Source organism: Desulfitispora alkaliphila, from assembly GCF_050433185.1.
GTDB classification, from domain to species: domain Bacteria; phylum Bacillota; class Desulfitisporia; order Desulfitisporales; family Desulfitisporaceae; genus Desulfitispora; species Desulfitispora alkaliphila.
In genome coordinates this window covers 1-19,349 of record NZ_JBNPXS010000025.1, presented here as the reverse complement: position 1 = coordinate 19,349, position 19,349 = coordinate 1, and the positions used below count along the sequence as shown (strand labels likewise).

The window sequence follows — 19,349 nt, the reverse complement described above, 5'->3', positions numbered from 1 at the left end:
AAGGTGTATTTTTTAAATGAATGAACAAGAAAGAGTCCAGCTTTCTAGATATGCCATTGCGGCTGGATTAGCTGGTAATGCAGTCCTAACACTGCTTAAAGGAAGCGTCGGTGTATTAACTGGTAGTACAGCAATAATAGCCGATGCATTTCACTCTGCTTCTGATGTGTTATCAACATTAGTGGCAATGGGTGGGGTAAAGCTTGCTCATCAACCGCCGGATAAGCACCATCACTATGGACACGCTAAAGCCGAGCCAATTGCTGCAAAAATATTAGCTCTAATATTAATTTTCACTGCTGCAGGTATAGGGTGGAAAGCTATTCAAGTAGCACAAAGTGGCAATATTGTTGTACCAGGTACAGTAGCAATTTATGCAGTAATTTTATCGATTGTAATTAAAGAGGGAATGTATCATTATACCGTAAGAATTGGCAGGAAGATTAAGAGCTCTGTTATTGTTGCAGATGCATGGCATCACCGTTCTGATGCTTTTTCATCTATTGCTGCATTAATAGGTGTATTAGGTGCCAACTTTGGCTACCCCATTTTAGATCCGCTAGCTGGTATTATTGTTGCTATTATGATACTTAGAATGGGTATAAATGTTTATTGGAGTGCAATTAAAGAATTAATGGACCCAGCTCCTAAACCAGAAGTAATTGAACAGATTAGTGAGATTGTTAAAAATACTGAAGGTGTAAGATCGGTAGAGGAGATAAAGGCAAGATATAATGGCCCCTATATATATGTGGATCTAAAAATTTGTGTACACCCTCAAGTTACAGTGGAAAAGGGACATGCAATTGCCGCTGCTGCTAAATACAATATTTTAGAAAAAGACTCAACTGTAAAAGATGTATTAATACATGTAAACCCCTGTTTTTATAGTGAATTAAGTGGAGAGTGCGATTGCAAACGCAAAAAGCAGGAAAAATAATGTGTTTATAGAATAAATACACATAAGCTTATTATCATGAGAGGGGGATTTATGGTGTGGCATTTGTCTAAATTTAGTGGGAGCGAGCTGATAGAGTTTGCTGTAGAAGTGGAAAAAAAGGGTGAGAAGTTTTATAATAGCTTAGCTGAAAAATGTGATGATGATAAAGCATCAGAACTTTTTCAGTTTTTAGCAAAAGAAGAAGCGAAACATCAGCTAGACTTTTCGAAACTAGGTGAGAAACTAAAAGAATTTAATGCTAGGGAAAGCTTTGAAGGTGAATATCTAGAATATGTTCAATCTTTAGTGAGTTCTCATATGTTTAACAGAGATCTTGATACAATTTTAGATAAGATTTCCACTACAGAAGATGCAATTGACTTTGCCATCAACTTTGAAAAAGATTCAATAGTGTTCTTTATAGAATTCAAGAATATGGTTAATGCATCGGAAGCGCATGTGATTGAAGAGCTCATAGGGGAAGAGCGAAAGCATATCAAAAAATTAACAGCATTGAAATAATAATGGGAGGCTAACCTAGCCTCCCATTATAGTTGTAGCCAAAAAAATGAAATAAGCCAAATAAATTGACCCTAAACAGATTCCATGAATAGTTGTAAGGCGTTTAAAGCGATAGGTAAATAAAACCGTAAGCAACATTAATGTTAGCATAACTGGTGCATCGACTCTAATAGTTTGTTCGGAAACAGGTATAGGAGTGATCAGTGCCGCACCACCAAATACTAGTGTTATATTGAAAAAGTTTGCTCCTAAAATATTACCAATGCCTATAGCTGGGTTTCCTTTAAGGGCAGATGTTACTGCTGTAACTAATTCTGGTAAAGACGTGCCGATAGCCACTAATGTTAGGGCAACAATTAATTCAGGAACTCCAAAAAATTCAGCCAACTTAGAGCCATTGTCAATTAGTAGTCTACTGCCAATAACTATTAAAATAGCTCCAAAAGAAAACTTAATAAGATTTTGCTTTAGGTTATTGTCCTTCTCTGTTCGCTTAGCTTTACTGGAATTAGAGTTAATAGCCTGTTGATAATTATATATGAAATAGATAATTAATATTATAAGCAATATTATCGCATTCAAGCGAGTAACGGTTGCATCATGAAGCAAAACAAAAAATACCAAACCAGTAACAAACATAATCATACTATTTATCTGAAATGACTTAGAAACCTTCAAACTGGAAATTATTAGAGCAATACTTAAAATAATACCTATGTTTACATTTGCAGAACCAATAGCATTACCTACTGCCATATCAGGATGACCAGTTAGTGCAGCTGTTATAGCTACAATCAACTCGGGAATAGTTGTAGCTAAGCTGACTATTGTGGCACCTACAACTACCTGTGGAATTCCTGTATACTTTGCCACCCAAACTGCTCCGTCAGTAAATAAATCTCCTCCTTTTATTACCATAACTATTCCTAAGGCAAAAAGGCCAAAAACTACAGTGATAGCTGCGTCCAATTTTAAGTCCTCCTGTTATAAATATTATATTATCTTCGCTTAAAGTATATTTTCTCCTTTTTTCAAATTTAAATGACAAATAATTTAGGTAAAATTTTTTCTACATACCACTATAAAATGTGGAGATAATAATTAATGATTAAAAGGAGGTGAACTAATGGAAAACAACAATATTTCCGCTTTTCCACAAGCCTTAGCAGAACGCATTATCGATGGTAAAAACCATGGAGTTTCAGATGAAAATATGGTTAAGGGCATGGTGAGCTTAGGAAACCTGATGACTCACTTTGTAAAGCCTGATAGTCCAGAAGAGGCACTTATGCAGCAGATGTGGGAGCAAGCTAATGAAGAAGAAAAATATACATTAGCGAACATGGTCTTAAGGCTGGGAAAACAACAAATAGAAGAACAACACTAAAAATTAATTTTATTTCGAAATAGGCAGGCTAATTCATATATAATTAGCTTGCCTATTTTCTTTATATACGTTCTATGGTAACATAGTACTAGTACAAGTGAGGTTTTAGTTAGGGGGGGAGTTATGATAAGATTATATCGAGAGTTTATGCAAATACCTTCATTGCCAAAAGCTATAGCCTTTGCATTCTTATTAGGTCCGTTAGTTATCAGACTAATTTTCCCTCATCTCATAGAAGACTTAATGCTCCAAAGCTCTGTCTGGAGGATGCATTTATTGTCTGCAGGCATCTTTTCTTTTTACTTGGGAGTATTAGGTGGGCTTCTTACAGCAACTTTTACTGTTATTACAAGTCTATTGATAGAACTGCGGCAAATAGTAATTAGCCCTGAAACACATATTACTTTTATAATATACTTGAGTATAGAGCTAGTGACCACTTTTTTATTTGCTATTGCAGTTGGAGTTTTATCTCAAAAGTTAAAGAACAAACAGAAGATTATTGATGAAGCAAACAAAAAACTATCCCAGTGTGCAATAGTTGAAGAACGCAACCGAATTGCAAGAGAACTACATGATGGTTTGGCTCAAGCTTTAGGTTTCTCAAATTTCAAGTTGAAACAAATTTCACGGAAGATAAATAATGAGGAGTACAAAAATGAATTTAAAAAAATCAACGAAGTACTAGATGAAGCCTATGATGATGTGAGGCAGCATATATTCGGGCTGAAAATGAATATGGAATTGGAAAAGAATTTTTACAACATTGTTCGCAATATGACTGAAAAATTTCAACGAGAAAACAACATTCAAGTACAAGTATCTTTAGAGGGTAATGAAAACAAAATTCCCTTCAATATCAAAGTGCAAATGGCCAGGGTAATTCAAGAGGCCTTAACTAATGTGAGAAAGCATGCAAACGCGAAAAAAGTTAAAGTAAGTATAGAAGTTAACAAAGATGTAATTATGCTAATAGTTGAAGATGATGGTTGTGGTTTTTCTGAGCTGAATTTTGTGGAGGGGAATAATTTCGGCTTAGCAAGCATGAAACAGAGAATTGAGTTAGTAGAAGGTGAATTTAAGGTTGTTTCAGTTCCTGGGAAAGGAACAACTGTTAAAGCAAAGATAATACTAAATTAGATAATAGAAATAGACAGAATAAAATAAAACTTAGTGGGAATTTTACGAAAGCTTGAATTCAGCAAAAAAAATTCTATACTTGGGAGGAATTTTGGTTTTTAAAGAGAATTATATTTATGTTGGACAACTAAATAGTAAAACGTTATTATATTCTTAAAATTCTGAAAAAAAGGTTGGGCCATTTTTTGGTTCATATTAAAATATTAAGGGGAGGAATTGAAGTGAAGAAAAGAACAATTGCAGTAATCATGGCAGTATTGATGCTGTCAGCAGTCTTTGTGGGCTGTGGAGATTCAGATGGAGAAAGAGACTTAGAATTATTAATGGCAACTGGAGGAACTGCTGGTACTTATTATCCTCTAGGTGGAGCTATTGCAAACGCATGGAGTGAGCATATTGATGGTGTAAATGTTGGTGTTCAATCATCAGGTGCTTCTGTTGAAAACATGCGATTACTAGAACGCGGTGAGGCTGAATTAGTAATGGCTATGAATAACATTGCTGAAGATGCTTTCAATGGTGATGGAGACTTTGAACAGCCAGTAACAAACTTTAAAGCTGTAGGTGTTATATACCCAGAGGTAATGCAGATTTTTGCTCGTGCTGATAGTGATATCAACACTATTTCAGACCTGAAAGGCAAAAGAGTTGCAGTTGGACCTCCAGGTAGTGGTACAGAGGCTACTTTCAGAGAAATTGTAGCTGCTTATGGTTTAAGTTACGATGACTTTAGAGACATTCAAGTGCCTTTTGGCGATGCAGCTGACCAGTTTAAAGATGGACACATCGATGTAGCTGCTAACGTACTAGCTGTGCCTGCTGGTGCAATCAATGATGTAATAACAAGCCGAGATATTCAGTTTGTTGAAATCGACGGTGAAGGATTAGAGGCTTTACAAGAAGCTTATCCATTAGCAGCTCCATATGTAATTCCAGGTGGAACTTATGATGGTGTACCTGAGGATGCAAACACAGTTGCACTTCAAGCTGTGCTATATGTAACTGATGAGTTAGACGAAGAAGTTGTTTACAACTTAACTAAGGTAATGTACGAAAAGAATGACGAGATTGCAAGAGGTCACGCTCGTGGAGAACAAATCTCTATTGACAATGCTGTTGACGGCATTACAACACCTCTACACCCGGGAGCGATAAGATACTATGAAGAAGTTGGCGTTGAGCTTCCATAATAAACTTAAAATGAAAAATAGGGTCTGGTTACCATCTAGACCCTATTTTTTACTGATAATAACGTTGATAATGAGTTTGTTTTTATATGGTTTAGTCTCTTTTTATTTAGATCGTTATATAATTATTCAAGTTTCCGATTACCGCACTGATAAAATAATTTATAATAAAGTACTCACTCGACAAGAAGGGTTTACAATTCAGTTTACCCATTCAGTTAGCAAGCAACCAGTTAAAGAGTTATATAAAATAACTGTTGACAATAGATTAGCCTTAGAAGAGATGAGATTTAATCATTTTAGTGCAAACCTACCTGTCGATAGTGAAATAGCAGGGTCAGAGACAACTGAGTTTATAATTGATGGAAATAGCTATAGAGTAGTAGGATTTGAAAGGAAAATGGACGAACTGCTTTTAGCAGTGGGGCAGGTAATAGCTAATCATCATCTGATATTTGAAGACAATACAGAAGTTTTCCTGTCTCAAAAAACAGAGAATTCACTTGTGATAATTAAAGCTGTTCCCCTATCAATTGGTAAGTTTTTAATTTGGAGGTGGAATGAGATATGAAAAAAAATGATAGTAATTCAAAACAACCTGAGACAATGGCTAATATGAACGACAATGAAGAAATTAAAGTTGAAGAGTTACTGGAAAAATACGATAAAGAGTCAGCGTACCGAAAAGACTTGAAATTCTGGGGAATAGTAGTAGCTTTTCTTGGTATAAGTTTAACTGTATTTCACTTGTATACAGGTATGTTTGGTGTATTGCCTCCGCAAAAGCAGAGGTCAATCCACTTAGGTATTGCACTATTCATGATATTTTTGCTTTATCCAGCAAAGAAGTCTGGACTTAAAAAAGGTACTATACCCTGGTACGATATTGTATTAGGTGTACTAGGTATGGGTGTTGCCTTTTACCATGTGTTCTTTTACGCGGAACTGATTCAGAGAACAGGTGCTTTTATAACACAAGATTACGTGGTTGCCACAATTGGTGTAATATTAGTTCTTGAGGCTACTAGAAGAGCAGTAGGTACTCCTATCGTGGTTGTTGCATCTGCAGCACTTTTATATGCTTACTTTGGAAGCTATATGCCTGGATTTTTATCTCACAGGGGCTTTTCCTTTGAGCGAATAGTAAGTCACTCTTTCTTGAGTCTAGAGGGAATTATGGGTATACCCCTAGGTATTTCAGCTACGTTCATATTCTTGTTCCTCTTTTTCGGTGTAATGCTAAGGAAGACTGGGATAGGACAATTTTTTAATGACTTAGCCTTTGCTCTTACTGGTAGAGCAGTTGGTGGACCAGCAAAAGCAGCAGTAATAGCTAGTGCTATGCAGGGGACAGTTACTGGTAGTTCAGTAGCAAACACTGTTGGCTCAGGTTCATTTACAATTCCTCTTATGAAGAGTAGAGGTTATAAGCCGGAGTTTGCTGCAGCAACTGAGGCTTCTGCTTCTACTGGTGGCCAGTTAATGCCACCTATTATGGGAGCAGCAGCGTTTATCATGATTGAGTTTACAGGTATTGATTATTTATCTATTGCGGCAGCAGCTGCTATACCAGCATTTTTATACTTCACAGGGATATTTTTGTCTGTTCACTTAGAATCTAAAAAGGAAGGTCTTTATGGGCTGCCTAAAAGTGAACTCCCTGTATTGAAAGATTTAATACTGCAAAAGGGTTATTTGTTCTTACCATTAGTTGTTATAGTGTATATTTTAGTGAGTGGTCAAACACCAATGCGAGCAGCTATGTGGGGTATTTTAGCAACCTTTGTTGTTAGTTTCTTCAAGAAAGAAAGTCGGATGAATTTAAGGGAGATGCTAAAAACACTTGAAGATGGTGCTAGGACCGCACTTCCCGTAATTGCCGCGTGTGCCACTGCAGGGATTATCGTTGGGGTTGTGACACTTACTGGTTTAGGTATGAAAGTGGCTGGAGGAATTATAGGTTTAGCAGGCGGGAATTTGATATTGACCTTATTCTTTACTATGATTGCATGTATTGTGCTTGGTATGGGTTTACCTACCACAGCAAACTATGTTGTAACAGCTACAATGGCTGCCCCAGCGCTTTTAGAGCTTGGAGTACCAGTTATTGCCGCCCATTTATTCGTGTTCTACTTTGGAATTGTAGCCGACATTACACCTCCGGTGGCCTTAGCAGCTTATGCCGGTTCAGGTGTAGCCGGATCAAATCCATTTAAGACATCACTGACGGCAGTTAAGATAGCAATTGCGGCATTCTTGATTCCGTATATATTTGCTTTGTCACCTGTGTTAGTGCTGGTCGATGCAACTCCTGTTACTGTTATCATAGCCTTAGCTACAGCTTTTGTAGGCATGATTGGTATTAGTAGTGGTTCTATTGGTTACTTGGCTAGAAAAGCATTACTATGGGAGCGCTTTGCACTGTTTATTGGTGGATTATTGATGATTTACCCTGAGTACGTGTTACAAACTGACATAGCTGGAGCTGCTCTTATTATTGTTGCATATTTAAACCAGCGTCGTCGACCAAAAGAAGGTCCAAGTACTGACTTTGGCCAAAACTTATACAGCTAGTTATATTATTAATGACTTTGGGAAAATATAAGCCAAGGCGACGGGACTATTGTCGGCTTGGCTTATTCCTTATAACTGCTAATAATTAAACCTTGTATGGGAGTGATTTATATGGATCCAGTAGCCTTGCAAATTGGTCCAATTACGATATATTGGTATGGAATTATAATTAGTAGTGCAATCTTGCTTGGATCTTTCTTGGCACTAAGGGAAGCAGGAAGACAGGGAGTTGACCAGGATAAGCTGCTAAATTTAATTTTAATTGCCTTACCAGTTGGAATTATTGGGGCCCGAGCTTATTATGTAATATTCAATTATCAACTCTACGCTGGTGATTTCATGAAAATGATAGCAATCTGGGAAGGTGGCTTGGCGATTCATGGTGGGCTTCTAGGTGGCTTTGGTGCCGGATATATTTATACGAGAATGGCCAATCTGAAATTTTGGCAGTTAGCAGATATATTTGCGCCAAGTATCGTGCTTGGTCAGGCTATAGGAAGATGGGGAAACTACTTCAATCAAGAGGCATATGGCTATGTCACGGATTTGCCTTGGGCTATGTACATAGATGGAGCGTACCGGCACCCAACCTTTTTATATGAATTCATCTGGAACCTAGGGGTTTTTGGTATTTTGCTCTGGATGAGGAAAAAGAAAGATTATGTTGTTGGGGAAATATTTCTGGCATATGCAATTCTTTATTCCGTTGGACGTTTCTTTATTGAAGGATTTAGAACAGATAGCTTAATGATAGGGCCGTTGAGAACAGCCCAATTGATTAGTATTATTATAATAGTGGTAGCTACTGCGGCAATTTACATTAGAAGAAAAATGAATAGCAACAAAGGAAAAGCCTGATCTTAGATCAGGTTTTTTTGATATAAGGACAAAGGTATTGTGGAAATAAGGGAAATTGGTCCTTACATAATTGGACTTGTGGCGGATAGATGAATATATTTATAAAGTTTAAATTATAAATAGCGGCCTGGGACTACTATTGGGAATTGGTTTATTAATTATTCCATTTGCTCTAGAAGGTATTGGTGCTGGTGATGTAAAGCTATTAGGTGCAGTTGGTGCCCTGATGGGCCACAACTTTGTCTGGAATTCCTTTTTAATCATAGCCATTTGTGGAGGTGCTCTGGCAATAGGTATTTTGTTTTATCAAAAAGCAGTTGTCACTACTCTAAACAGAGTTGGTACAGCTGTAACCTTAAGTGTATTGAGTCGCTTTAAAGTAAATACTCTGGGGAATTTGAGCAATACCGATGCAGATAATACATTTCCCTATGGGGTAGCTATTGTAGCTGGAACTATAATTGCACTTCTAATGAGGTGATGCATTTGTTTATGAAAATAACTAATTTAATAAGAGAGAGAAGAGGACAAGCTTTAGTAGAATTAGCTTTAGTTTTGCCAATTCTCCTTATGATTCTCTTTGGAATTATAGAGTTTGGTCGAATATTTAACGCGCAATTAACTGTGACCCATGCATCTAGGGAGGGGGCTAGATATGGCGCCTTAGGTACATCTGACATGGAAATTATCGAACAGGTAAAGGGTTCTGTAGCTAGTTTAAATCAGGAGGAAGTAGAAGTAACTATAGCTCCTATCACTGCTTGGAGAACCAGAGGAGAGGAAATAAGTGTACAAGTAGATTATCAGGTGCCCTTGTATACCCCTTTTGTAGGCAGAATTGTTCCAAATCCCTTTCCCGTGAGGGGCCATACTACTATGCGCATTGAGTAAAGGAGTGTGTATCCAATGAAGCTAAAAGAAGAAAAGGGTAGTGCAATGGTACTTGTTGCAATGGGAATGGTAGCTCTGTTGGGTTTTACAGCCCTAGTAACAGATGTGGGCTTGCTCCATACTACCAGAGTAAAACTGGTGAATAGTGCCGACGCTGCAGTTTTAGCGGGTGCTCAAGAGCTGCCTGGAGAACCGATAAAAGCCTATGAAGTGGCTGAAGAATACCTCTACTACAATGATAAAGGAGATCATTACCATATTTCATTGAATAATCAAAACACAGAGATAGAAGTGTCTTTGGAAAAAGAAGTACAGTTTCTCTTTGCCCCAGTCCTAGGAATTAGCTCCTCGAATGTATATGCAATGAGCAAAGGCATGGTAGGAAGCTTGAGCGGCTATATGGGTGCGGCACCCTTGGCCATTCCTGACCAAAACCTACAGTATGGAGTTCAATACCGGTTAAAAGCACCAGGTGGGGATGAACACGAATTGGGCTCAGGTAATTATGGTGCCTTGGCGCTAGGGGGAGGTGGTGCATCTCGTTATGAGGAAAACTTAAAGCACGGATATCAAAACATGCTCCGAGTAGGAGACAAGGTGCCTACCGAATCAGGAAATATGTCGGGACCTACAAAATCGGCTTTGGATTGGAGAATCGCTCAGTGCAACCACAGTCCCAACTGTACATTTGATAATCATCACAGAGAATGTAAGCGAATTATAATTATACCTGTTTATACCGGGGAAGAAGAAGATACAACCAAAATCAAGAAAGTTGAAATAGTTGGCTTTGCTGCCTTTTTTGTAAAAAATGTAATTGGTCAGGGTAATGAGAGTGAAGTGGTTGGTAGGTTTGTCCAGATGGTACAACCGGGGGAAATAGATGCTTGGCAAAAAAATTATGGAGCAATGGGAGTAAAGTTAATTAATTAATATTGCATACTTGGGGGTGAATATAGGATGAAAAATAAAAAAGTAATATTATTAGCTCTTATTTTTGGAATTATTGCAGCAATGGGGATGTACTGGTATATAGATTACATAGAAAAAAAATTAGATCAAACAGAATATGGGCAGGTAATAGTGCCAAGAGAAGAGGTACCCATAAATACTCAGGTAGACCGGAGTATGTTTAAGTTTGTTGATTTGCCAGTAGCATATATTCATCCCAATGCCATAACAAACCCTGAGGAAATAGATGGGGCAATAACAAAGTCTATGCTTATGGCAGAAGAACAGCTACTAGCAGGTAAACTGGTACAAAAAGAACAATATGAGGATGGTTTAGCCTATCAGATTAAATCGGGGTATCGGGCAGTAACTATTCCAATAAACTTAGTATCAGGCTTATCTGGCCTAGTTAAGCCTGGGGATTCAGTGGATATTGTAGTAACTGTAGATGCAGAAAAAGCTGATGGAAATAGTGAGACAGTGACAACATACGTACTACAAGACATCTTAGTACTAGCAGTGGATAATATTATTGCCAGAAATGCCAGTGAAAGTGGATCTCTAGACAGGAATACCATTACTCTAGAAGTGAGTTCTAGTAATGCACCACAGCTTGTCCTTGCTTCCGAAAGGGGTAGCTTGAGGTTATTGTTGAGGTCACCTGTGGACGGAGGGAAGACAAATATACCTCCAGCTAACATGAGACAATTCCTTAACTAGGAAAGTACCCTAATATGCCAGAAGGGGTGATTGGATGGAACCAATAAAATTAATGATTGTAGACGATGTGCAAGAAACTAGAGATAATATCAAGAAAATTATTATTTTAGAGAAAGAGATAGAGGTAATAGGGGAAGCGTCAGATGGGGAAGAGGCAATTAATTTGGCTAGGGAGCTACAACCAGATGTTATCTTAATGGACATCAATATGCCTAAGGTAGATGGGATTACTGCTACAGAAACCATTACTATGGATTGCCCCGATACAGCAATTATTATCATGTCGGTTCAAGGAGAAAATGAATATCTCAAGAAAGCTATGATAGCAGGGGCTAGAGAGTATATAATTAAGCCATTTAGCATTGACGATTTAACTCAAACGATCCACTCTGTTCATAAAGCAGGACTTAAGAGAAAAAATGCTGATACCAAGCCAAAAGTTAATAATAAGGAAAGAGATAGTCAAGTTGTAACAATTTTTAGTACAAAAGGTGGGGTGGGTAAAAGCACTATTGCAGTGAACCTAGCTGTTGACTTAGCGGAAAGCACTAAGAAAAAAGTAGCTTTAATCGACTTAGATTTACAGTTTGGTGATGTGGCTGTTATGCTGAACGTATTGCCGAAGAAAACCATAACAGAACTAAGTCAGGATTTTGAGGATTTTGATGAGCGAGAATTAGAAGAGTTTCTAGTCAAGCATGAGACAGGCATTAAAATTCTGCCTGCTCCTAACAGGCCAGAGTACGCTGAACTGATTACAGCAACTCAAATAGAAAAAATAATTAATCTGCTAAAAAAGAACTACGATTATATCATTGTTGATACGCCGCCTTTTTTTCATGAAACAAATATGGTGGCATTGGACATGTCAGATCAGATTCTTTTAGTTGTAGCGTTAGACTTGTCAACTATAAAAAACGCCAAGCTTAGTCTAGAGGTTTTTGAAACACTACACCATAAAGTGAAGACAAAAATAGTTGTGAACAGAGCCACAGAAGAAAATGGTATTAAAATATCCGACTTAGAACATAGTCTTGACTTCCTTACTGCCAGTCAAATACCCAGTGATGGGAAAATGGTTATTGGAGCCATCAATAAAGGCGTTCCATTTGTAAAGAGTGAACCAAGGGCAAAATTAAGCAAGAGCATTAACCATTTGAAAGAATTAGTTGTTGCTAGAAAGGGTTCGCAAGAAGAACTTAAGACTAAGAAAGCAGGAATGCTAAGTAGACTATTCGGCTAAAACCAGAAAGATAAAGGTAGGGGGGGAGACTGGATGTCCCTTTTAAAAAGGCTAGAGCAAGAGAAGGGAGTCAGTGCAAATAACAAGACAATTGATGATAGCAAAGACATTAAAAAAACTAAAATAGATCCTTACCTTGAGTTGAAGGATAAGATTCACAAGAAGATTATAGAAGACTTAAAAGATGAAGTTTCTACTAAATCAAAGGAAGATGATAGGGAGAGTATAAAAGAATTATCTGAAAAAATTGAAGAAATAGGGTCAGAGCTAATCGACAGTGAAGGATCCTTTGTGCCTACTAGTGATAGAGATATGATTATGGAGCAAATAAAGGACGAGGTTTTAGGATTTGGGCCAATAAACCCTCTGATTAACGATGAAACTGTAACAGAGATAATGGTAAATGGGCCAGGTCAGATTTTTGTAGAGAAAAAGGGGAAATTAGAAAAAGCAAATATAACATTTCGGGATGACGAACATGTTCATAGAATTATAGAAAAAATAGTAGCTCCTATAGGCAGAAGAATAGATGAAAGTATGCCCATGGTAGATGCACGTCTTCCCGACGTTCTAGAGTAAATGCAGTAATTCCGCCCCTTTCTTTAGTAGGCCCATGTATTACTATACGAAAGTTTGCTAAAGACCCCTTTCAGGTCCAAGATTTGGTTCGCTTTGGTACGTTAACACCTGAGATAGCAAAGTTTTTGGAGGCGTGTGTAAAGGCGAAACTTAATATAGTTGTATCTGGGGGAACAGGATCAGGAAAGACAACCACTTTAAATGTGTTGTCGTCATTCATACCCAAAAATGAGAGAATTGTAACGATTGAGGATGCTGCAGAACTCCAGTTGAGACAGGAACATGTTATTACCCTTGAGACTAGGCCGCCTAATATTGAGGGAAAAGGTTCAATTACCATGAGAGATTTGGTACGAAACTCCCTGAGAATGCGTCCTGAACGAATTGTTGTGGGAGAGGTTCGTAGTGGGGAAGCTTTAGATATGCTTCAAGCGATGAATACAGGACATGATGGTTCTCTTACAACTGGGCACGCTAATAGCCCTAGGGATATGCTGGCTAGATTGGAGACTATGGTATTGATGGCGGGTATGGACTTACCTGTAAGAGCTATTAGAGAACAAATTTCATCGGCCATAGACCTAATCGTGCAGCAGTCTAGGCTGAGAGATGGTACCAGAAAATTAACCTATATTACAGAGGTTCAAGGGATGGAAGGGGACAAGGTGGTTTTACAAGATATTTTTAAGTATGAAACCAAGGGAGTAGATAGTAAAGGAAAACTAAAGGGTTCCTTTAAGGCTACGGGTATAAAGCCTAAATTTGTTGAGAAGTTAGAAGCGGCGGGGATAAGTATTCCCCAAGAAGTATTTTACCCTTCTGATTTTATTTAAAGCAAAAAAGGGGGGGCAGTTGTGACAACATTAATTATAGCAGCAGTTTTTCTATGGGGATTCTTTTTTATTTTAGGAGGATACATGTGGTTAACTAGTGGCAAAAAAAATATGCATAATCGACTAGAAACCTATACTTCAAAAAATCTAATGAATATCATAGAAAAGGACCAAAAAGAGCATGCAAAGTTGACCCCAAAGGAAGCACTTATTCGTATAAGTAGTATTTTTAAATCAAAGGGGATAGCTCAGAGGTTAGAGGTGGAACTTTCTCAAGCTGATATACCAATAAAAGGCGAAGAGTTTATCACCACCATGATTCTCACTGCACTCGGACCTGCAGTTTTGGTTATGTTGATAACGGAGAACATTTTATTAAGTTTTCTCTTAAGTATTCTGGGGATTATTGGTCCATTGAGTTTTATAAAGTCTTCCAAGTCCAAGAGGGTTGCTTTGTTTAATCATCAATTATCCGATGCGCTAATAATGATGTCAAATTCACTTAGAGCTGGCTTTAGCTTTTTACAAGCAATGGAGCATATAGGAAACGAATTACCTGACCCTTTGAGTAAAGAGTTTAAGCGGGTTCTTCGCGAAATAAACTTAGGAACTACTACTGAAGAGGCCTTAGTCAACTTGGGAAAAAGAGTAAAAAGTGAGGATCTTGACATGGTTATCACTGCTGTTTTAATCCAGCGGCAAGTAGGGGGAAACTTAGCAGAGGTTCTAGACAACATTTCCCATACAGTTAGAGAGCGAGTGCGAATTAAAGGAGAAGTAAAGACGCTAACAGCTCAGGGGAGAATATCTGGATTGATTATAGGAGTATTGCCTGTAGTGTTGGTAGGAGTGTTATTAGTTATTAACCCCAGCTATGTGATGGTGCTATTTAATCACCAAATTGGTCTTTTAATGTTAGCATATGGCATTGTTTCAGAGATTATTGGAATTTTACTTATTCAAAAAGTGGTAAATATAAAAATTTAGGGGGCACAAATATGGATAATCTAAAATATATAATATTATGGGCCATATTTTTCTCTATCTTCTTTTGCACATTGTCTCTCTACTATTTTTTTATGCGCCACAGAATAAATGCACTAGACCGACTGGGGCAACTTGAACAGGGGAAGCCCAAGCAAAAGGACATTCGACAGGCGGAGTTAGATATCCCCTTTTTTCAAAGGGTTGTTCGGCCAGTTTTAGCAAAACTATCTACGGTTACAAGAAGTGTAGTACCTGCAGAAAAAGAAATAGTATTGCAAAAGAAAATTATTATGGCTGGAAATCCCGGAAATATTTCTCCCAGTGAATTCACAGTGCTACAGTATGCCATTGCTGCTGCATTAACGATTATTACAATGTCTGTAAGCATTCTACTCATAGAAGTACACAAAGCAATTTTATTAGGAGTTGCAAGTGCACTTGTAGGATATCTTCTACCAGTGGTTTATTTAAACAAAAAAACACAAGCTAGAAATCAAGATATTAGGGATCAATTGCCAGATGTACTAGATTTGTTAACTATAAGTGTAGAAGCTGGGCTGGGCTTTGACGGAGCATTAGTAAAAGTGACGGAGAAAAAGGAAGGGGTATTATCTCAAGAGTTTTTACGGTTATTACAAGAAATAAAAAAAGGTAAGGCTAGGAGAGCAGCACTGAGAGATATGGCTAATCGTTGTAATGTAGGTGACCTTAGTGCATTTATTGGAGCTGTAATCCAGGCAGATCAGTTAGGCGTAAGTATTAGTAATGTGTTGAGATTACAGGCTGAGCAAATGCGGCTTAAAAGAAGACAACTAGCAGAAGAAACTGCCATGAAAGCACCTGTTAAAATGCTAATTCCTCTTGTTTTTTTTATTTTCCCAACCATCTTTGTAGTGCTTTTGGGGCCAGCAGCAATTCAAATTATAAATACTTTAATAAATTAATTAATTTATAGGGGTGTTAGATGGGCTGTAAAGTTATAAATGTTACTAAAAATAAAACTTTAGGTTGGAATTTTGAAAGGGCAGATAGCTTTTTTACACGATTGAAAGGGTTAATAGGACGAACGGAATTACCTACAGGGAGTGGTCTGATCATAAAACCCTGTAACAGTATTCATACCTTTTTCATGAAGTTTCCAATAGATGTTATTTTTTTAGATGAAAAAGGAAGAGCTTTAAAGCTTCAAGAAAAAGTAACACCTAGAAAAGTAATTTTACCAGTTAAAAATGCAACCTGTGTGCTTGAAATGCCCACAGGTTGTATTAATAATACAAACACAGTGGTAGGTGACCAGTTAATAATTAAAGAGCTGAGTAAAGAACCTAGCTAGACAGCAGTAAAATTGTTATAATATAATTTATACTAAGAATTTTACAAATTCTGCGGTTACCATTAGGTGGGGGAGCTGATGAGATGTCTAAAGCGAAGGCTACAGGTGTAATATTATCTGGTGGAAAAAATTCTAGAATGGGGAGAAATAAAGCATTTTTAACATTGGATGAGAAAAAGAGTTTTATAGAAAAAGCAGTAGATACTTTTAACCAGGTGTTTGATGAAACTATAATTGTAACAAACGAACCGAATAAATATGAGAACTTAAAGGCCAAGGTAGTTACGGATATAATCCCACAAAAAGGTCCTTTGAGTGGGATACACGCAGGATTAGTAACAGCTCAAAACGATTATGCCTTTACAATAGCTTGTGATATGCCTTTTGTAAATAGGAGTTTAATTGAACTGTTAGTTAGTGAAGCGCCTGGCTATGAGATAGTAGTTCCGCAAATGGGAAACTATCTACAGCCATTGCACGCAGTATATCATAAAAAGTGTATTAAACCTATCGAGCAATGCTTAAAAGAAAATATTAAAAAGATTATTGCTTTCTATCCTTGGGTTAAGATAAATTTTGTTAGCGAAGAAAAAATGAAGAGTGTTACAGATTTAGACAAGGTGTTTTTTAATGTAAACGATTTGCAAACATTGGAAAAAGCTAAGGAACTATACGAGGAGGGGAACAATGACTGAACTAACGCAAGGAGTAACAGTTTGGAGAAGATCTATAGAAGAGGCTAAAGAAATGGAAGACTTGTTGGCAAAAGAGAGTCCCCTGACCATTTATTTTAACGACAAGGAGATAGTTACACTTCTTTGTACACCTGAGCATATGGACGAATTAGCAGTAGGGTTTCTTGCTGCAGAAGGAATCATTAATACAAAAGAGGATCTAAAGGATGTTCACCTGGATGAAGATAAAGGTGCTGCTTGGATTGAAGGAAAGGAGCAACCCTTTGCGGAAAAAATGTTCCTCAAAAGATACATTACCACTGGATGTGGCAAAGGGACTACATTTTATAATGTTTTAGATGTACAAACAAAGCCTATTGAATCTAATTTCAGCATTTCAATAGATCAAATGCTCAAATTAATGAAGAGTTCCCAGACTATGTCGGAGCTTTTTAAAGAGACCGGAGGAGTTCACGGTAATGCCCTATGTAACACGGACAGTGTACTTTTATTCAGGGATGATATAGGACGCCATAATGCTACAGATAAAATTGTTGGCAAGTGCTTTATGGAGGACATAGGCTTGGATGATAAGATGTTATTGACAAGCGGTAGGATATCGTCGGAAATACTTTTAAAAGTTGCAAAAGTGGGAATACCAGTAATCGCTTCTCGTTCAGCTCCAACTGCATTGGCAGTAAATCTAGCAGAAAAGCTAGGAGTTACAATAGTGGGTTTCGCTAGAGCATCTCGTTGTAATGTATACACTAGCCCGCAGCGAATAAAATAAGAAGCTAACCTCATTTGACGAGGTTAGCTTCTTTTTTAGTGAATCTCTACATCATTGGAGCCTTTTTCACCTAGCATGCTCATTGCATCGTCAGCTCGATCTCTATTACACTCCACTGTTACTAAAATATTACCTTGCTTTACTTCTTCTTCATACCGCTTGCTTTCAGCTTCAGGGATCCCAAAGTCTACAAGTGCACCTGCAACACCACCGGTAGCAGCTCCTGATAAGAGACCTGCTATTGGCCCAGCAGCGATTAGAGGTCCAAGACCAGGTACAACTAAAGCACCAGCACCTACTGCTAAACCAGTAAGTCCGCCAATTACACCTCCGGTAGTGGCCCCGTCTGAGACACTATCATTTTCCATTGTTACACCTTGCTCTGATTCATTGTTTTGCTCTTTAGCTAAGATAGAGATCTCTTGATCAAAACCCTTATCTCTAAGTGCATTTACAGCTTCCTCTGCTTGGTCTTTTGAGTTAAATACTGCTACTACATTACTAGACAAATTATCTCCTCCTTAAGCAAACTTGGAAATATAGTTTTCAAGTTTAGTTTAAGCTTTTAGAAATTTTTTATTCATCAGTGCTTTTTATTTTTTTGCTATATATTCAACTACTTTAGCAAAAGGTCGAACAAAGGGTAAAATCAAGAGTGAACATAGTATGTTAAAAATAAGTTGGCCCCAAATAATTTGCATGGACAAATCGGTAAATATAGTCATCAAAAAGTTTGAATATAAATTAATAAAGGGAATAAAAGCAGCAACACCTAATACATTGAGTAGCACGTGTGCTAAAGCTACCTTTTTAGCAGCTCGATTTGCACCAATAATAGCAATAACTGCAGTTACGCATGTGCCAATATTACTGCCGAGAATTATTCCTATCCCGGCTGAGAGGCTAATCAAGTTTTCCTGACTAAGTGCTAGTACTACAACTGTAGTAGCACTACTGCTCTGAACAATTGCTGAAAAAAGTGTGCCAGCAATTACGGCGCTAATGTTGTTGTTACTCATTTTACTAATTATTTGCAACAAATCAGGGCTCTCTTTAATTGGTGCAACACCCACTGTTAAACAATAAAAACCTAAGAAAACTAAACCTAATCCAAAAGTTGCTACGCCTAGAGAGTTATACCTTAGTTTTTTAGATAAAGAGAGAAGAGCTCCTGTTAATAAAAAAATCCAATAATAATCTACTATACTGTATGCAAACAAAAAAGCAGTAAAACAAGTTCCGATATTTGTGCCTAAGATAATGCCAATAGACTGATAGAAACTCATTAAACCGCTATTTACTAACCCAATAGTTATAACAGTAACAGCGCTACTGCTCTGAAGAATAGCAGTTGTTACAGTACCTGTTATCAGTCCCATAGTGGGACTATAGGTTATATTTCTTATTATTCTTTCAACTCTGAAGAATGACAATAGTTTAAGGCCTCTGCTAATCAGCTGCATACCAATAATAAATAAAAGTAGCCCCATAAATATAAAGAATAATGTGAAGATCATATAACAACCCCATTTATTATTAAAAGATAAATACAAGAAAAAACTACTACAAAACTATATGATGCGACTAACGGTTTATACCATTTTTAAGTGAGACTTTTGCAAATTAATTAAACCTTGATATATAGGGTTTTCAATAGCATAAAAAAGGACTTCACCCCAATGTGGAGAAATTTTCAAGTGACGAAACAAGAAAACCCACAAGGAGGGAAGTCACTTTGTA

The 19,349-nt window shown here is 37.4% G+C and carries 21 protein-coding genes and 1 pseudogene; 19 read left to right on the top strand and 3 right to left on the bottom strand.

All coding sequences use genetic code 11. From position 1 onward, the window contains the following. Positions 1-16 precede the first annotated feature (16 nt). Together GGQ84_RS09905 and GGQ84_RS09900 are read left to right on the top strand one after the other, a co-directional pair. Positions 17-940: a cation diffusion facilitator family transporter gene (locus tag GGQ84_RS09905; protein ID WP_429162195.1), complete on the top strand. Its 924-nt coding sequence runs from the start codon at positions 17-19 to the stop codon at positions 938-940. Between the two features lie 51 nt (positions 941-991). Further along, complete coding sequence (locus GGQ84_RS09900; RefSeq protein WP_429162193.1) at positions 992-1,462, top strand: ferritin-like domain-containing protein; 471 nt, start codon at positions 992-994, stop codon at positions 1,460-1,462. A 15-nt stretch (positions 1,463-1,477) separates the two neighbouring features. Here the strand turns inward: GGQ84_RS09900 and GGQ84_RS09895 are convergent, their stop codons facing one another. Next, entirely contained in the window at positions 1,478-2,431 is a 954-nt protein-coding gene (locus GGQ84_RS09895) for a calcium/sodium antiporter (RefSeq protein ID WP_429162191.1), read from the bottom strand. Between the two features lie 157 nt (positions 2,432-2,588). Here GGQ84_RS09895 and GGQ84_RS09890 point away from each other — a divergent pair, with 157 nt between their 5' ends. The 17 genes and pseudogenes from GGQ84_RS09890 to fdhD all read left to right on the top strand — a co-directional run bounded on the left by GGQ84_RS09890 (position 2,589) and on the right by fdhD (position 17,609). Then, positions 2,589-2,849 carry a DUF3243 family protein gene (locus tag GGQ84_RS09890; protein ID WP_429162189.1) on the top strand — a complete coding sequence of 87 codons (261 nt, stop codon included), beginning with the start codon at positions 2,589-2,591 and terminating at the stop codon, positions 2,847-2,849. 123 nt (positions 2,850-2,972) lie between these two features. Beyond that, complete coding sequence (locus GGQ84_RS09885; protein ID WP_429162187.1) at positions 2,973-3,989, top strand: sensor histidine kinase; 1,017 nt, start codon at positions 2,973-2,975, stop codon at positions 3,987-3,989. A gap of 221 nt (positions 3,990-4,210) precedes the next feature. Further along, complete coding sequence (locus GGQ84_RS09880; RefSeq protein ID WP_429162186.1) at positions 4,211-5,179, top strand: TAXI family TRAP transporter solute-binding subunit; 969 nt, start codon at positions 4,211-4,213, stop codon at positions 5,177-5,179. Further along, complete coding sequence (locus tag GGQ84_RS09875; protein WP_429162184.1) at positions 5,151-5,747, top strand: DUF1850 domain-containing protein; 597 nt, start codon at positions 5,151-5,153, stop codon at positions 5,745-5,747. The genes GGQ84_RS09880 and GGQ84_RS09875 overlap by 29 nt, the downstream gene beginning before the upstream one ends. Next, entirely contained in the window at positions 5,744-7,750 is a 2,007-nt protein-coding gene (locus GGQ84_RS09870) for a TRAP transporter permease (RefSeq protein ID WP_429162182.1), read from the top strand. The genes GGQ84_RS09875 and GGQ84_RS09870 overlap by 4 nt, the downstream gene beginning before the upstream one ends. A 111-nt stretch (positions 7,751-7,861) precedes the next feature. Next, entirely contained in the window at positions 7,862-8,608 is a 747-nt protein-coding gene (lgt, locus tag GGQ84_RS09865; RefSeq protein WP_429162180.1) for a prolipoprotein diacylglyceryl transferase, read from the top strand. A gap of 139 nt (positions 8,609-8,747) precedes the next feature. Then, positions 8,748-9,089, top strand: coding sequence for a prepilin peptidase (locus tag GGQ84_RS09860; protein ID WP_429162178.1), 342 nt, complete (start codon positions 8,748-8,750; stop codon positions 9,087-9,089). 11 nt (positions 9,090-9,100) lie between these two features. Next, on the top strand, positions 9,101-9,499 hold the full coding sequence (locus GGQ84_RS09855) for a TadE/TadG family type IV pilus assembly protein (protein WP_429162176.1): 399 nt from the start codon (positions 9,101-9,103) through the stop codon (positions 9,497-9,499). Positions 9,500-9,514: 15 nt separating this feature from the next. Next, the gene (locus GGQ84_RS09850) at positions 9,515-10,432 is read left to right on the top strand and encodes a TadE/TadG family type IV pilus assembly protein (protein ID WP_429162174.1); all 918 of its coding nucleotides are present in this window, start codon (positions 9,515-9,517) and stop codon (positions 10,430-10,432) included. 27 nt (positions 10,433-10,459) lie between these two features. Beyond that, on the top strand, positions 10,460-11,170 hold the full coding sequence (cpaB, locus tag GGQ84_RS09845; protein WP_429162173.1) for a Flp pilus assembly protein CpaB: 711 nt from the start codon (positions 10,460-10,462) through the stop codon (positions 11,168-11,170). Between the two features lie 34 nt (positions 11,171-11,204). Then, positions 11,205-12,413 (top strand): CpaE/TadZ family protein, encoded by a 1,209-nt coding sequence (locus GGQ84_RS09840; RefSeq protein WP_429162171.1) that lies wholly within the window; start codon positions 11,205-11,207, stop codon positions 12,411-12,413. Positions 12,414-12,446: 33 nt separating this feature from the next. Continuing rightward, positions 12,447-13,825, top strand: a pseudogene (locus tag GGQ84_RS09835) (TadA family conjugal transfer-associated ATPase). A 21-nt stretch (positions 13,826-13,846) separates the two neighbouring features. Further along, entirely contained in the window at positions 13,847-14,812 is a 966-nt protein-coding gene (locus GGQ84_RS09830; protein ID WP_429162169.1) for a type II secretion system F family protein, read from the top strand. A gap of 11 nt (positions 14,813-14,823) precedes the next feature. Further along, a complete protein-coding gene (locus GGQ84_RS09825; RefSeq protein WP_429162167.1) occupies positions 14,824-15,756 on the top strand; it encodes a type II secretion system F family protein in 933 nt (310 codons plus the stop codon). Positions 15,757-15,776: 20 nt separating this feature from the next. Then, complete coding sequence (locus GGQ84_RS09820) at positions 15,777-16,145, top strand: DUF192 domain-containing protein (protein ID WP_429162165.1); 369 nt, start codon at positions 15,777-15,779, stop codon at positions 16,143-16,145. Between the two features lie 83 nt (positions 16,146-16,228). Next, complete coding sequence (gene mobA, locus GGQ84_RS09815) at positions 16,229-16,840, top strand: molybdenum cofactor guanylyltransferase (RefSeq protein WP_429162163.1); 612 nt, start codon at positions 16,229-16,231, stop codon at positions 16,838-16,840. Next, positions 16,833-17,609, top strand: a complete 777-nt coding sequence (gene fdhD / locus GGQ84_RS09810; protein WP_429162161.1) for a formate dehydrogenase accessory sulfurtransferase FdhD — start codon at positions 16,833-16,835, stop codon at positions 17,607-17,609. Before mobA ends, fdhD begins: the two co-directional genes overlap by 8 nt. A gap of 35 nt (positions 17,610-17,644) precedes the next feature. Here fdhD and GGQ84_RS09805 read toward each other — a convergent pair whose 3' ends face one another. Continuing rightward, a complete protein-coding gene (locus GGQ84_RS09805; RefSeq protein ID WP_429162160.1) occupies positions 17,645-18,118 on the bottom strand; it encodes a general stress protein in 474 nt (157 codons plus the stop codon). Positions 18,119-18,202: 84 nt separating this feature from the next. After that, positions 18,203-19,099 (bottom strand): Na/Pi cotransporter family protein, encoded by an 897-nt coding sequence (locus GGQ84_RS09800; protein ID WP_429162158.1) that lies wholly within the window; start codon positions 19,097-19,099, stop codon positions 18,203-18,205. Between the last annotated feature and the right edge of the window lie 250 nt (positions 19,100-19,349).